The sequence below is a fragment of the Cohnella silvisoli genome, assembly GCF_021190915.1.
Taxonomy (GTDB): domain Bacteria; phylum Bacillota; class Bacilli; order Paenibacillales; family Paenibacillaceae; genus Cohnella; species Cohnella silvisoli.
The window spans coordinates 820477-835240 of the sequence record NZ_JAIOAP010000001.1; the positions used below are offsets into that span (position 1 = coordinate 820477).

14 protein-coding genes are annotated in these 14764 nt (G+C 48.3%); 13 read left to right on the forward strand and 1 reads right to left on the reverse strand.

Features of this window, described 5'->3' with window-relative positions; all coding sequences use genetic code 11:
• The first annotated feature begins 19 nt into the window (after window positions 1-19).
• The 10 genes from K7P76_RS03380 to K7P76_RS03425 all read left to right on the forward strand — a co-directional run bounded on the left by K7P76_RS03380 (window position 20) and on the right by K7P76_RS03425 (window position 11063).
• On the forward strand, window positions 20-1720 hold the full coding sequence (locus K7P76_RS03380; RefSeq protein ID WP_232183371.1) for an extracellular solute-binding protein: 1701 nt from the start codon (window positions 20-22) through the stop codon (window positions 1718-1720).
• A gap of 102 nt (window positions 1721-1822) precedes the next feature.
• Entirely contained in the window at window positions 1823-2749 is a 927-nt protein-coding gene (locus tag K7P76_RS03385) for an ABC transporter permease (RefSeq protein WP_232183372.1), read from the forward strand.
• Window positions 2750-2772: 23 nt separating this feature from the next.
• Window positions 2773-3651: a carbohydrate ABC transporter permease gene (locus K7P76_RS03390; protein ID WP_232183373.1), complete on the forward strand. Its 879-nt coding sequence runs from the start codon at window positions 2773-2775 to the stop codon at window positions 3649-3651.
• 77 nt (window positions 3652-3728) lie between these two features.
• The gene (locus K7P76_RS03395; RefSeq protein ID WP_232183374.1) at window positions 3729-5450 is read left to right on the forward strand and encodes a sensor histidine kinase; all 1722 of its coding nucleotides are present in this window, start codon (window positions 3729-3731) and stop codon (window positions 5448-5450) included.
• Window positions 5451-5477: 27 nt separating this feature from the next.
• On the forward strand, window positions 5478-7115 hold the full coding sequence (locus K7P76_RS03400) for a response regulator transcription factor (RefSeq protein ID WP_232183375.1): 1638 nt from the start codon (window positions 5478-5480) through the stop codon (window positions 7113-7115).
• 31 nt (window positions 7116-7146) lie between these two features.
• Entirely contained in the window at window positions 7147-8379 is a 1233-nt protein-coding gene (locus tag K7P76_RS03405; RefSeq protein WP_232183376.1) for a hypothetical protein, read from the forward strand.
• A 134-nt stretch (window positions 8380-8513) separates the two neighbouring features.
• The gene (gene trxB / locus K7P76_RS03410; RefSeq protein WP_232183377.1) at window positions 8514-9485 is read left to right on the forward strand and encodes a thioredoxin-disulfide reductase; all 972 of its coding nucleotides are present in this window, start codon (window positions 8514-8516) and stop codon (window positions 9483-9485) included.
• A gap of 616 nt (window positions 9486-10101) precedes the next feature.
• Window positions 10102-10362 carry a hypothetical protein gene (locus tag K7P76_RS03415; protein ID WP_232183378.1) on the forward strand — a complete coding sequence of 87 codons (261 nt, stop codon included), beginning with the start codon at window positions 10102-10104 and terminating at the stop codon, window positions 10360-10362.
• Window position 10363: 1 nt separating this feature from the next.
• Window positions 10364-10642 carry a hypothetical protein gene (locus K7P76_RS03420; RefSeq protein ID WP_232183379.1) on the forward strand — a complete coding sequence of 93 codons (279 nt, stop codon included), beginning with the start codon at window positions 10364-10366 and terminating at the stop codon, window positions 10640-10642.
• Between the two features lie 73 nt (window positions 10643-10715).
• Window positions 10716-11063, forward strand: a complete 348-nt coding sequence (locus tag K7P76_RS03425) for an Rpn family recombination-promoting nuclease/putative transposase (protein ID WP_255678107.1) — start codon at window positions 10716-10718, stop codon at window positions 11061-11063.
• A 100-nt stretch (window positions 11064-11163) separates the two neighbouring features.
• On the opposite strand, the gene K7P76_RS03430 is transcribed toward K7P76_RS03425, so the two are convergent.
• The gene (locus K7P76_RS03430; protein WP_232183381.1) at window positions 11164-11319 is read right to left on the reverse strand and encodes a hypothetical protein; all 156 of its coding nucleotides are present in this window, start codon (window positions 11317-11319) and stop codon (window positions 11164-11166) included.
• Window positions 11320-11458: 139 nt separating this feature from the next.
• Here K7P76_RS03430 and K7P76_RS03435 point away from each other — a divergent pair, with 139 nt between their 5' ends.
• The 3 genes from K7P76_RS03435 (at window position 11459) to K7P76_RS03445 (ending at window position 14748) form a co-directional block, all read left to right on the forward strand.
• Window positions 11459-12139, forward strand: coding sequence for a FadR/GntR family transcriptional regulator (locus K7P76_RS03435; protein WP_232183382.1), 681 nt, complete (start codon window positions 11459-11461; stop codon window positions 12137-12139).
• Window positions 12136-13284, forward strand: coding sequence for a galactonate dehydratase (gene dgoD, locus K7P76_RS03440; RefSeq protein WP_232183383.1), 1149 nt, complete (start codon window positions 12136-12138; stop codon window positions 13282-13284). Before K7P76_RS03435 ends, dgoD begins: the two co-directional genes overlap by 4 nt.
• Before the next feature lie 147 nt (window positions 13285-13431).
• Entirely contained in the window at window positions 13432-14748 is a 1317-nt protein-coding gene (locus K7P76_RS03445) for a phytoene desaturase family protein (RefSeq protein ID WP_232183384.1), read from the forward strand.
• Window positions 14749-14764: the final 16 nt, after the last annotated feature.

Here is a 14764-nt window from a genome sequence, read left to right on the forward strand (position 1 = left end):
GTCCAAAGGGGTGTCGCGTGTGCATAAGAAATGGCGTAAATGGTCAAGTCTCGCTTTATCGGCCGTATTGGTCGCAGTAATGCTTGCTGGTTGTTCAGGTAATAAAAATGAAGGTTCATCTCCTGACGGAAGCGGCGGCAGTGAAACGGGCAGCAGCCAACCGGCAGATCAGGCGTTGCCGGAAGTAGACGGTAAATACTCTCCAGAAGTAACGATTACAAACGTTCGTACGCTAGGGGATGACGTCAAATTCAAAGACGGCGAGAAAATCGACGACAACGTATTCACCCGATGGGCGAAAGAACGTTTAGGAATCAACATTAAATATTTGTGGACGACGCCTGTGGCGAACGATGCTTTCAAAACGAAGCTGACGTTGTCCATGTCGGCTAACGAACCGTTACCGGACATTCTGGAAGTCAAGGGGACGGAAGCGCATGCGTTAATCGAATCGGGTAAATTTCAGGATGCCGGAGCGTTGTTCGACAAGTACGCCTCTGACGCCTATAAGAAGGCGATGGCTGAGGTTCCGGACGCGTGGCTGCCCTATATGCGTGACGGGAAGAGGATGGCCATTCCGGGCATCGACTATATTATGCAGCACGATGATTCCATGTTCATTCGCCAGGATTGGCTAGATAAGCTCCATCTCAAGGCGCCAACGACGATCGATGAGATGGAGAAGGTCATGGACGCTTTCGTTAATCAAGATCCCGACGGCAACAATAAAAAAGATACGTACGGCATGATTTCGACTTTGAAGGACAACTATAATGCATGGATCGGTACCGGCGAAATATTCGGCGCTTATGGCGCGGTTCCGCAAATATGGGAAAAAGACGACAAAGGCGACATCGTGTACGGCTCGGTTCGACCGGAAATCAAGCAAGCATTAGGTAAACTCAAAGAATGGATCGACAAAGGCTATCTGCACAAGGAAGTTGCGCTGCAGGATGAGATGAAAGCCGCGGAGCTGTTTATTTCCGGCAAAGCGGGCATCGCTTTCGGTCCGACCTGGTTATACAATTGGCCGCTGCAGGATGTCGTTAAGAATGTACCGGGAGCGATCGTGAAACCTTATCCGCTTCCAGCCGGTCCTGACGGTAAAATAGGCCAAGCGAGCGAAGGAACCCACAGCTTAGTAATGTTGATTAATAAAGAGATGAAGCATCCGGAAATATACTTCAAATATATCAATTATTTGTATGACCATTACAACGACCCGGAGGCTGGAGGGGAATTCGAATACGGATTTGCCAAAGGATATGACTATGACATCGTTGATGGCAAGCCTGTATTCGACCCGAACATTCCCGGAGGATATATAGACCCTGCCAAGTATTTCCTGGGCATTCCTCCCCGGACTCCGTCCCAATTCGTTAAGACTCTTGCGGAGCTTAACGGCGGCAAGGAGCCGGCGACCCCATACGAGAAAAAAATCGCAATGTCGTCGACGAAGCAGCAGATGGAAGCGGCGACCATCGTTGTCAGCCAGCATCAATATACGTTGGATGATTTATTTACCGGGGCGCCGACTCCAACCTATAAGGATAAGTGGCAAAATCTGAAGAAAATGGAGATCACGGCATTTACGAAAATCTTGTATGGGAATGCCAGCCTCGATTCTTTCGACGATTTCGTCAAAGATTGGAACGCGGCCGGAGGAGAACAGCTCACTCAAGAAATTCGCGAATGGTACAAGACGGTCAAAGGCGAGTAAAAGGCGAAGCCGGGCAGAACAATCCGTGGGTAAGCCCATGCCAGCTCATGGATTGTTCTGTCGTTTTTATTCGCACTCGACTCAGCGAGAGGAGGTACACGGATGAACAAAGCAGCTTATGAAACCAAAAGCGGATGGAACTGGAAGCGGAATTGGCAGCTTCATGCGATGATGGTTCCTGCCGTTGTCGCGATTCTCATCTTTGCTTATGTCCCGATGTTAGGGGTTATTATGGCGTTTCAGGACTTTAAGCCGTGGTTAGGCATAGGCGGTTCCAAGTGGGTGGGGTGGGATAATTTTCATAAGATTTTCGGACAAGAGGACAGTCTTCAAGTGGTCTGGAACACGGTTATTCTTTCGGCCTGGAAAATCGCGGCCGGACTCGTTGTGCCATTCGTCTTCGCGCTGTTATTAAACGAAGTTCGCAAATTGGCTTTCAAGAGAACCGTGCAGACGCTCGTCTATTTGCCTCATTTTTTATCATGGGTCATTCTCGGCGGAATTCTGATCGATATGCTTTCGGTTGACGGCGGCATGGTAAACCGCTTTTTGCACAACGTGTTCGGAATCGAACCGATCTTTTTTCTCGGCAACGGAGATTGGTTCCGTTTTACGGTCGTGGTCAGCCATGTCTGGAAGGAATTCGGCTTCGGCACCATTGTTTTCTTAGCAACGCTGGCAGGCATAAATCCTTCCTTGTATGAAGCGGCTGTCGTAGACGGGGCAAACCGTTGGAAGCAGACACTGCACATTACTATTCCTGCGATGATGCCCATTACGATCGTAATCGGGACGCTGGCATTAGGGGGCATATTGAATGCCGGATTCGATCAAATCTTTAATCTGTACAATTCGATGGTGTACGAGAAAGGAGACATTGTCGATACCTTTGTGTACAGGACCGCTATCGTGCAAGGGAATATGGGTTTCGGTACGGCAGTCGGCTTATTCAAATCGGTTATCGGCATGTTCCTGATCGTAATCTCCTATCGCATGGCATACGTATGGGCTAACTATCGCATTTTCTAGATATCTTCAAGGAGGTAGCTCGTATGGTTTATAAATCTCCAAGTCAACGCATTTTTTCCATTGTGAATGTTACCTTTCTATCGCTCTTGTCTATCGCTTGTATTCTGCCGATGGTTCATATTCTGGCCGTCGCGTTTAGCGGCAAAGCTGCGGCTAACGCCAACCTAGTTAATTTCTGGCCGATAGACTTCACTGTCGATGCCTTCCGGAAAACGTTCCAAAATCGTAATTTCGTCTCTTCAATGGGAATATCGGTATTCCGCACGCTGTTAGGCACTTTAATCTTTCTTGTGCTTTTGATGATTACGAGTTATCCCTTATCGAAAGAACAGCGCGTATTCAAAGGGCGCAGCTTATATATTTGGTATTTCGTCATTACGATGCTTTTTAGCGGAGGACTCATTCCGAGTTATATTCTCATTCTGAAGCTTGGACTTAACAACACGATTTGGGCATTGGTTCTCCCTGGCGCGGTGGATGTATTTTCCCTGATTCTAATGCTTAATTTCTTTCGCAATATTCCAAAAGAGTTGGAGGAAGCTTCGCATATCGATGGCGCAAGTCATTTTACCACGCTGTTTCGCGTATATTTGCCATTGTCATTGCCGGCCATCGCAACGCTGGCTCTGTTCACCATGGTCGGCCATTGGAACTCTTGGTTCGACGGGATGATTTATAACACGAAATCCGAAAACTATCCGCTCGCTACTCTGCTTCAAACGATCATCGTACAGCAAGATTTCAGCAAGATCACGATGGATCCGAAAGCTTTAGCCGACATTTCCAATCGTACGGTGAAGGCGGCACAAATCTTTATCGGAGCCTTACCCATTCTCTTGGTCTATCCCTTCTTGCAAAAATATTTTGTAAAAGGCGTCATCTTAGGAGCTGTCAAAGAATAGAGAGTGATGGCGGCAGGAGAATAATCCATTCATAATAGAGTGGAATACAGATTCCAACTTAGGGATGCGATGCTGCTATGAAGGAAACACGTTGGACGATCTTTCATAAAATCCTGCTGTTCATTGTGCTTTTGTTAATACCTATCGTACTTCTTTATTCATATTCCAATTTGGTGTCGGTGAAAGTCGTTCAGGACACCCTGCGCGAGTCGCTTGTGAGCCGATTGTCATTTTTGCAGAATCGCCTGAATACCCAAGTCAATCACATGTCAAGGAGCGGGTTTCTGCTTAGCGCGGATCCTTCTTTAAGTTCCGTCGATTCCTTGGACAGCTTCAAGGAATACTTTGACGTCATTCAATTCAAAAAACAGCTGGAAGCCCGCATTGCCGTTCAGAGCAATACGATGGAATGGCCGATGGCGATATCCGTATATTTCCCGCTGTCCGCGCAAGTGATATCGCCTGCCTCCGTTGTACCTTATGACAAGCAATACCTGGAATCGCGGGTAAACAGCCAATGGAAGGCATGGAAAGTTCCGGGTACGGATTCCGGAAGGTTCGATTTTTATTTCTACGCGTCAACTCCCTATTCCGCCTATTATAATCCGGCAAGCGCGGACAATATCGTTGAAATCCGCTTTTCCGACAGCAGCTTGATCAGCATGCTTGATGATTATAAGCAATCCGCGCAGGGTGACCCGTTTTTGTTTCTTCAAGGGACAGGCGTTATTGCCAACAGTTCTGCCGATCGGAGCGTAGTCGCGCAAGTTACTGAGGCTCTGAACAGCCGCCCGAAGCACGAGCAAGACTCGTTCAACCTTCAATTAAACGGGGAATCTTATTTGGTCAATAGTATTTTATCCCCGGCGCTCGGTTGGACGCTCGTTGACTTCGTGCCGATGCAGCATGTGCTGATGCCGATGAAGGAAAGCACCCGGCTCTTCTATGTTTCCATCGGAATGTTGTTGGTTGTGGGGATCATTACCGCGTTCTTGTTATACCGTCATGTACAGCTTCCGCTGCGGATTTTGGTGCGTAGTCTGAAAAGCGTCAAACGGGGCGACTTTTCCACGCGTATCTTAAATCGGTCGCATAATGAATTTCGGTTCGTATTTCAACAATTTAACGAAATGACCGGACAGATAGGCGAATTGGTTGACCATGTATATCGTCAGAAGCTGGCTACCCGCGATGCGCAATTGAAGCAGCTTCAGTCGCAGATCAATCCGCATTTTCTCTATAACTGCCTCTATTACATCGTCAATATGGTTCGCTTGGGCAAAGAGGATGCGGTCGAGAAGATGGCCATGAATTTAGGGGATTATTATAAATACACAACCCGCTCGGAGAAACAGGAAGCAGCTCTTGCGGAAGAAATACAGCTTGTCGTGAATTATTTGGAAATTCAAAATTTGCGAATGAAACGAATTCAATATTCCATCGATCTTCCCCAGGAAGTTCTTAGCTTGGAAGTACCGCGCCTCCTGTTGCAACCGGTCGTTGAGAATGCGGTTATTCACGGCATCGAACCTCAGATCGATGGGGGCCATATTCGTATATCCGGCAAACGGGAAGGGAACCGGGTAGAAATCGTAGTCGAAGATAACGGAATCGGCGTCTCCCCGGAGAAGCTCGATGAATTAACGCAACAGTTGAACATGCCCATGCGGCAAGATATGGGCTACGGGATTTGGAACGTAAACCAGAGGCTCATGCTTAGCTTCGGAGACAGATCGGGCGTTCGATATGAGCATTCGGCAGAGGGCGGGCTGACGGTAACCCTGATTTGGTACTTGTAACATCACGTAAAGCTTAGGGGGATCAGGATGTTTCAGCTGATGATTGTGGATGATGAGCCGTCGGTTCGCGAAGGCATTGCGCTTACCGTGCCATGGGGTCAATTGGATGTTGAGGTTGTCTATCAAGCTGCCTCGGGATATGAGGCGCTTGAATTGATGAAGCAGCACTCCATCGATATTGTCATCACCGACATACGGATGCCAGGCATGAGCGGGCTTGAGCTGATCCATGCGATCCTTAATACGTGGACGGGCACCAGGTGCATTATTTTATCGGGGCATGCCGAATTTCAATACGCGCAGGAAGCGATCCGTTCGCAAACGATGGATTACTTGGTGAAGCCGATTCGTACGGAAGAGCTCATCGAAACGGTGCGGGGCGTACAGCAGAAGCTGAGGCAGGAATGGGAGCAGGTGAGCTCCGTTCAGCAAACGATGTCGAAGCTGTATCAACATCGTCCTTTCATGCGCAGCAAATTATTAAGCGACATATTAAACGGCCATTATATTTCGCGCGCGTTTCTCGAGGAGCAGATGGCTTTTCTGGAAATCCCTTTTGCCGAAGGGGATGAAATTGCCATGATGATCATTCGGCTAGAGGAGGAATTCGTCAATTATGACGAGAATAGCCTGCATCTGTTGGAGTATGCCGTCTGTAACATTACGGAGGAAATATTCGGCAAACACTTTAAGCTCTGGTATTACAAAGACGCGCATGATTTTCTGGTGTTCTCCATTAAATTCGATGCCGCGGATAAGTCTGATCTCCTAATGGAAGACAGGCTCGCGGACAAAGGAAAGCAACAGTTAATCGAGCGGCTGGCGGCGCAGTTGCAGAAAAACGTCCAAACCTATTTAAGAGGACGCATTTCTTTGATGATCAGCCAGTGGGGATGTTTTCCCCGGGATGTCCGTGAGCTCTATGAGACATCAATATCCACAATGAGGACGCGTATCGGCAGCGATCAAGGCTACTTTTTCACGATGATGGATGAACCGAAGAAGCTCAAAGTTAATTCGCTTGATGAGCTCTATCGTACGCCGACGTTGCTGCATTTGCTGGAGGCGGGCAAGTGGATTGACGCGGAAAATAAGCTGCTGCGGATTTCGGGTGAAATCAATGAACGGTTTAGCGATTCGCGCGAGCATCTGATGGAAGCTTTCTATGTCATCTATGCTACCTTCTCCAACATGGCGCACCAGAATGGGCAGCAATTGGCTCAGTTAATCCCTAACGAATATCGAATGGTCGGCAAAGCGGAAGATTTACGCTCGGGCAATCAACTTACGCTTTGGTCCCTTCGCGTATTAAGCCGGTTGAAGGAAGATATGGCTATTCATACGAAGAGCGCTAGAACGACGATATTGGATCAGGTACGCGAATACGTGGAGCGCCATCTTGCGGAAGATGTCTCGCTTATAGCGATAGCGGATCATGTTCACCTGCATCCGGTCTATTTATCTAAAGTGTTCAAATCGGAGACGGGTGAAACGCTAACCGACTATTTGCACCAATTGAAGATGAGCAAAGCAGCTCATTTATTGAAGCAATCCGATTTGAAAATTTATGAAATCGCAGCGCAGGTCGGTTACGAAAGCACCTACTTCATGAAAGTGTTCAAGCGGCATTTCAGCGTTACCCCGCAGGAATACCGGGAGAGTTAACCATTAGAGGGAAATATGGAGGAGATAAAATATGAGTAAATATTATTCGCTTAAGCAAGTGAACGGACGCTGGACGTTCGAGGATGGAGCGGGAAAATCCTTCTACTCGTTGGGAGTCAATTGTTTTAATTACGGGCTAGGAATTCCGATGGAAGAAAAGCTGATCGGCAAATACGGGGGTCCGGGTTGGTATGAGCGTTGGGCTGCCGACAAGATTGACGAGGTGCGGGGGCTTGGTTTCAACACGCTGGCCGCTTGGCACGATAATTACTTCGCGAAGCTGGCAATCCCTAAGACGATTGAGATTCGCTGTTCCCGGAAATCGAAGATGGTTAACAACGGATGGGGCGGGTATGGATTCCCCGACGTGTTCGATCCGAGCTTCGCCGCTTCCGCGCATGACGCCATGGTCGAAACCTTTTACAATAAAGGCGTGGATCTTGCGGAAGACCCGTCGTTGATCGGATTATATACGGATAACGAGCTTCATTGGTGGGGGACTTCCGGACAATGGGGGATGGACGATCCGGGCAAAGGAAAGAACGATACGAATTTGGTAGAGGACTATATTAAACTTCCGGCGGATGCCAGCGGCAAAAAGGCGTGGGTGGCATTCCTGCAAGAGCGTTATCATACGATCGAGAGGCTGAACGAGTTGTGGGCCGCGGAATATGAAGCGTTCGAGGATTTGTTGTGGATTAAGGAATACAGAACGGTAGAGTCGGTTTATGAGCAGGATAAGCTTGAATTTCTGAAAATTATCGCCGAGAGTTATTTCCGTATAACGACCGAGATTTTGCGGATGTACGATAACAATCATTTGATCTTGGGCTGCCGATTAGTCGGCACGAGCACGCCCGATGTCGTGTTGGAAGTCATGGGTAGGTATGTCGATGTCATGTCGGTCAATTTCTACAGCTTTGACGTACCGAAAGATTACTTGGATCGGGCTTATGGAATTACCGGCAAACCGATGATGATTACGGAATTCAGCTTCGGCGCCGGCCGGAGCGCCGGATTCGACCTGATTACGAACGGTGCGCAGCTTACCCACGTGCGGGATCAGAAGCGCCGGGGCGAAAGCTACCGAAAGTTCGTAACCCAAGCGGCTCGTTTGCCGTATATGGTGGGGTCGCACTGGTTTGCTTTGTACGACTTCTGGGACCGAAACGGATTAATCGGCAACTACGGACTTTACGACAAGGAAGATCGACTATGGCCCGAGTTCGCGGAAGCGGTTAAGGCGACCCATAAGCAACTGTAGTGACTTTAGTAATTCCATCTTCATGAAATCTTCATTCAACATTCATCATACCTTCATGCAGTTTTTTAGCGTGAATGGTATGATTTTTTTATATCTATAAATAGATCAAGTTTAAATAAAGGATGTGGATGAAGATGCGCAAAACGATCATTATCGGAACTGGCCCTGCGGGGCTAACGGCAGCAATATACTTGGCGCGGGCCAACTTGAATCCTCTTGTAATCGAGGGACCCGAACCGGGCGGACAGCTGACGACAACGACCGAAGTGGAAAATTTCCCGGGGTTCCCGGACGGAATCATGGGGCCTGAGCTCATGGCGAACATGCGCAAGCAAGCGGAGCGATTCGGTGCGGAATTCCGTTCAGGCTGGGTTAATAAAGTGGACATGTCGAAGCGCCCGTTCACCTTATCCGTAGAAGGCATGGGTGAATTGACCGCGGAAACGCTCATTATCTCTACTGGCGCTTCGGCTAAATATTTAGGGATTACGGGCGAGCGGGACAACGTCGGACGAGGAGTAAGCACTTGCGCGACCTGTGACGGATTTTTCTTCCGCAACAAGAAGATCATCGTTGTTGGCGGCGGAGATTCCGCGATGGAAGAAGCCCACTTCCTCACTCGCTTCGCGTCAGAGGTCGTGCTCGTTAATCGCCGCAATGAGCTTCGCGCTTCGAAGATCATGCAGGATCGCGCGCGCAGCAACCCTAAGATCAGTTGGAGCCTGAACCGGACTCCGCTGGAAGTGTTGAGCGGCCCGCTCGGTGTTACTGGTTTGAGGGTTACGAATAACGAAACAGGACTCGAAGAAGTGATTGATACCGACGGCATATTCGTTGCAATCGGCCATACGCCGAATACCCGTTTCTTAGACGGGCAGCTGGATACCGATGAAACCGGATATTTGCTCGTCAATCCCGGCACGACCGAAACCAATATCCCCGGCGTATTCGCTTGCGGAGACGTGCAGGATCATAAATACCGCCAAGCCATCAGCGCTGCGGGAACAGGCTGCATGGCGGCGCTCGATTGCGAAAGATTTCTGGAGGATGCGGCTCATCATTCAGAGTCCGAAGAAAGCTCGGGGCAATCGGCTGTATTGATGTAATTTGGAGCGGAAAGTTGCCGCGCGACCATCATAAATAATTATGGCTATCAAGTTTACTCAGGGCGCTGCGAAGTCAGTTAGAGTAATCATGCAGTAAGAAATAATCGAAGTGGTTTGATATAGCGGCAAATCCTGCCGTTATATCACAGTTGCTACCCGTTCCCATACTCATAGTGGCAGTAATTGCCGTTATTCAAGGAATTCTTAATAATTTCGAGGCATAATTGGATCGATAGCGGCAATCGCTGCCGTTATCCCTGTGAAAAATGACATTTGTGATGAGATAGCGGCAAATCCTGCCGTTAAATCTAGTAAGCGGTCTCGAAGTCCTTGGGCGACTGTATACGTTTGTATCCTGATTATTCGATTCCCGTCCACCTGAGCTAACTTGATAGCCATATAAATAATTAAATTAAAGTGGCGGAGCAGGACATTCCTGCAACGCCACTTTTTCGATTTCAGTCGATTGTTACATCCCTGACTTATACTCATTCAAGAAAAACAATGCTTTGTTGAACTACGCTTGATGTATAATAAAGTATAATATTAGACAAATAAGATAAAGTGAACATAAATAATAAAGTGATTGATCATGATATTGAGGAGGGTTAATTTCATGAGAAAGTTGAAGGAACAACAAATTGAGTTGCTTAAATTAATAATTGATGATGGCGATACGACTTTCGAGATAGATGGGACGAAATATGAAATCTGCGTGATTGCGGAGAATGATATTTTTAGGACGTCAGTAGTTGAGGATATGGAGAGTAACAGTGAGCTAAAGGATGTTCTGATACAGGCTAAGAAGGATATCAAAGAAGGAAATTATTATTCCTCTGAGGAAATGAAAGATATGATCCGAAGAGGCGAGGCGTAGAATGAAATTTATTTGGCTAGGTACTACTCGCAAAGCATTTAATAATATCTGGAGCAGTCATTTTTCAGAAGGTGAAATTATCACTTATAAGTTGCAATTACTTGAACGAATTGAAAATAAAATTGTTTTGATGGGTAAGAGTATGCCTGTAAAGAAACCAGACTGGGAAAGCAGCTACAAGATCATTGTAGATAGATATATTGTCTACTACTCCTTCTCGAAAGATTGGGAAGTATGTTATATCGAGTATTTCATTCATACAAGCCAACAAAAATTTTAGTCTGTAAGGATTCCATTTGATTTGAAAATAACCCAAAGAGCAAAGGAAGTGTGAGGATAGCAAAAAGGCATTCATGCTAGCCGATAAATCAGAGGAGTTGATCGCTATGGATTCCACGATTAAGGCAGCCGAGGAACGATTGCAGCGGTTAAGCGGCGATGAGCAAACGCTCCAGCTTTATGAGGCACGTGAGGAAGCATTGATTGAATACACGAGCTCCATATCTGCCGCCAGAAGAGCCGGAATGAAAGAGGGAGTAGAAATCGGGGAGAAAAAGGGCGAGGAAAAAGGAGAGCGGAACGGAAGAATCAAAGCGAAACAAGAGATCGCAAAGAACATGTTATCCCTGGGACTAGACATAGAATCGATAGAGAAGTGTACCGGAATGTCGGTTGAAGAGATACAAAAACTAAATAAATAATGTTAGTCGAGAGGTGCAAAAAAGAGTTGTCATCCCGAGGTTGAAATCAACCTAAAGAATGACAGCTCTTTCCTCTTTTATCGACATTCCTGAAATCGACCTAGTGGTCCGGTTCCGCAGTTATCTCGCACGCTTGTTCAGCGGCAGATTGAAATTCTTCCTCGTTCTGGGAAGCGAGCTTGTCCCCGAATTGGTCGAGTTTGCTTGGATTGCTGGCAGGTCCGTCATTATCAGGCTTGCTGTTTCGCCCCGTCATCTTATCACCCCTTAGGGTTAGAATGACCTAAATGGATTTCCTCATTCATCAGATCGATATTCGATTGACATGAACCGCATAAAGATATTATCTTTAATATAAATAGATCATATCTTATTAATGTCCAAGAGAGGTCAACATGAAGAAGCTAGCGCACGAAGAAATTATCGAACAAATGAAAGCAAGAATCGTCTCTGGCGAGTGGAAACCCGGGGAGCGTCTGCCCACGATGCAGCAATTAGCGGAGGAATTCAAGCTAAGCAGGACGGCCGTTCGAGAAGCATTGCGCATATTGGAAAATCAGCGGATCGTAAGCATCGAGCATGGACGGGGAGTGTTCGTCAGCAACAATCCAGACCTACTGGAAGATCCGACCGGAAACATGCGTCTTCTAGAATTCGGTTCCCTGCTTCAACTGCTTGAAGCCCGTCTGGTCGTTGAGCCGGAGATGGCAGCTTTTTGCGCGCAAAGGGTATCGACTGCCCAAACGAAACGTATTCGGGAGTTGGCGGAACGGATGGAAGAGGAGATGAGACAAGGAAGCGACCATTTTACGACGGACGTTCAGTTTCATCAAGCTATCGCAGAGGGAGCAAACAACCCACTGCTCGCGGAGATGTTAACTGTCCTTGCGGATTTGTCGGCACGAGGACGGAGAGAGACGGATAAATTGCCGCATATGCAGACGAAAGCAGCCAGTTACCACCGCCTCATCGCAATCGCCATAGAGGAACGTCAAGCGGATCAAGCGCGTTCGCTTATGAGATCCCACATTCAAGACATGATAAATGCAGTTAATGGGAGAGGAGACTTACAATGAAAATCACGAAGATGGAAACGTTTATCGTACCCCCGCGTTGGTTGTTTCTTCGGATGGAGACGGATGAGGGCATCATCGGATGGGGGGAGCCGATCGTTGAAGGCAAAGCCCATACGGTTAAAGCCGCCGTGGAACAATTGAGCGGTTATCTAATCGGGAAAGATCCTCTCGACATAGAAGACCACTGGCAGGTGATGTACAGAGGCGGCTTCTACCGAGGAGGCGCGATTCTGATGAGCGCGATCGCCGGCATCGATCAGGCGCTTTGGGATATTAAGGGCAAATATCACAACGCGCCTATTTATCAGCTAATGGGGGGAGCTTGCCGTCAGAAAATGAAGGTATACTCTTGGATTGGCGGCGATCGCCCTTCCGACGTTGGGCAGTCCGCGTTGCGCGCGAAGGAGGCGGGATTTACCGCGATCAAAATGAACGGCACCGAGGAACTGCAGTACGTCGACTCCTATGAGAAAATAGATCAAGTGCTGGAGCGGGTTGCTGCGGTCAGGGATGCGGCAGGTCCGTATATGGGAATCGGCATCGATTTTCACGGGCGCGTGCATAAGCCGATGGCTAAAATTCTAGCCAAGGAATTAGAACCGTTCCGTCCGCTATTCATCGAAGAGCCGGTACTGCCGGAGAACAATGAGGCGCTGCGGGAAATCGCTAATGCTACGCATATCCCCATTGCTACAGGAGAGCGGATGTTCTCAAGGTGGGAGTTCAAGAAGCTGCTTGCCGACGGTTACGTCGACATCATTCAACCGGACGTGTCCCATGCCGGCGGCATTACGGAATGCAAGAAAATTGCGTCTATGGCGGAAGCCTATGACGTCGCTCTTGCACCCCATTGCCCGCTTGGGCCCATTGCCCTGGCAGCTTGCTTGCAGGTAGATGCGACGTGCCATAATGCGTTTATTCAGGAGCAAAGCTTGGGCATCCATTATAATCAAGGCAATGATCTATTGGACTATTTAACGGATAGCACGGTTTTCGCATATACGAATGGCTTTGTAGCGATTCCGCGCGGTCCGGGGCTTGGTATTCAAATCAACGAAGAGCATGTCCGCAAGATGGCGGAAATCGGGCACGATTGGAAAAGTCCCGTCTGGCGTCATCAAGACGGCAGCGTAGCGGAGTGGTGAACGGAATGAATCAGCTTCAAACAGCCAACGGCCTTGGATTGGTATCATAGGATACCTTTCCCGGGCTATTTTTTTCGCGATGGATGTCACAAAATTACCTCTTCGTTCGACTAATGTACAGAATACATTAACGGAGGGTGAGACACTATGAAAAAATACGACGTGGCGATCATTGGCGGAGGACTGGCAGGGTTGATAGCCGCTATTGAATTAGCGGAAGCGGGGAAATCGGTAGCTTTGCTGGAGAAGTCCAGCCGTGTGGGCGGACGGGCGATAACGGTAAACAAGAGCGGCGCCTTATTCAATCTTGGCGGACATGCGCTTTACTTAGGCGGGGAAGCCAACCGCGTTTTCCGCGAATACGGGTTGAAGCTTACGGGTAATAAACCTTCCACGAAAGGGCTTGCGATTTGGCGCAATGAATTGTTTCCGATGCCTGGAGATCCGATGGCGCTGTTGTCTTCGCGATTACTTGGCTGGTCCGGCAAAGCTAAGCTGTTATCGACGATCGTAAAAATAAACAAAACGAACGCGGATGAGATAGCGGCGATTTCATTACGAAGCTGGGCGGAATCCGCAATTAACGATCCAATGGTGCGCCATATATTCTACGCGCTGTGCAGGACAGCGACTTACACGCAGGATCCGGACTTCCAATTAGCTGGTCCGGTATTAAAACAAGTTAAGAGTTCGTTAAAAGAAGGGGTTATGTATTTGGACGGGGGCTGGCAGACGATCGTCGATCAACTTCGCGATAGAGCGATACAGAAGGGCGTTGACATCCTGATCAACAAATCGGCAGCCGAAATCCAGCATGAGAGACGGGCGGTCAGCGGTGTTCTCTGTACGGACGGAACTTTGCTCGAAGTCTCTTCTGTAATCAGCACAGCTTCTCCAGCGGTTACTTACCAGATAACCAAGGATGCAGAGAGCACCTCGCTGCGCAGATGGAAAGATGAGGTCAGACCGGCAGTAGCGGCGAGTTTAGACTTAGCCCTGAAGCGCCTGCCCGCAGCGGATCGTAATTTCGCCATCGGGCTGGATCAGCCGGTATTTTTCTCCAATCATTCAAGAGCGGCAAAGTTGAGCGATAATGGTACAATAGTGGTGCATTTAACCAAATATAACGGCCCCGGGCAGCATGATCCTAAGTCGGACGAAAAGCTGCTTGAACAAACGATGAGCCTGCTGCATCCGGACTGGGAACGTGAAGTTGTCGCTCGACAATATTTGCCGAACATAACCGTCGTGAACGATTATCCTCATCTCGGTCGAACCCAATCCGCGATAGGTCCAGCCGTTCCGGAAATAGAGGGGCTTTATGTCGCCGGGGACTGGGTAAGTCATGGAGAGTTGCTTGCGGATGCCTCGGCTGCAAGCGCCATAAGGGCGGCGTACCATATTGTGAAGGCAGCGAACGGGCGGGGAGTCAGGCTTTTACCGGCAACAGCTTCTGTACTTTAGTGCTTTTTTTCTCAGG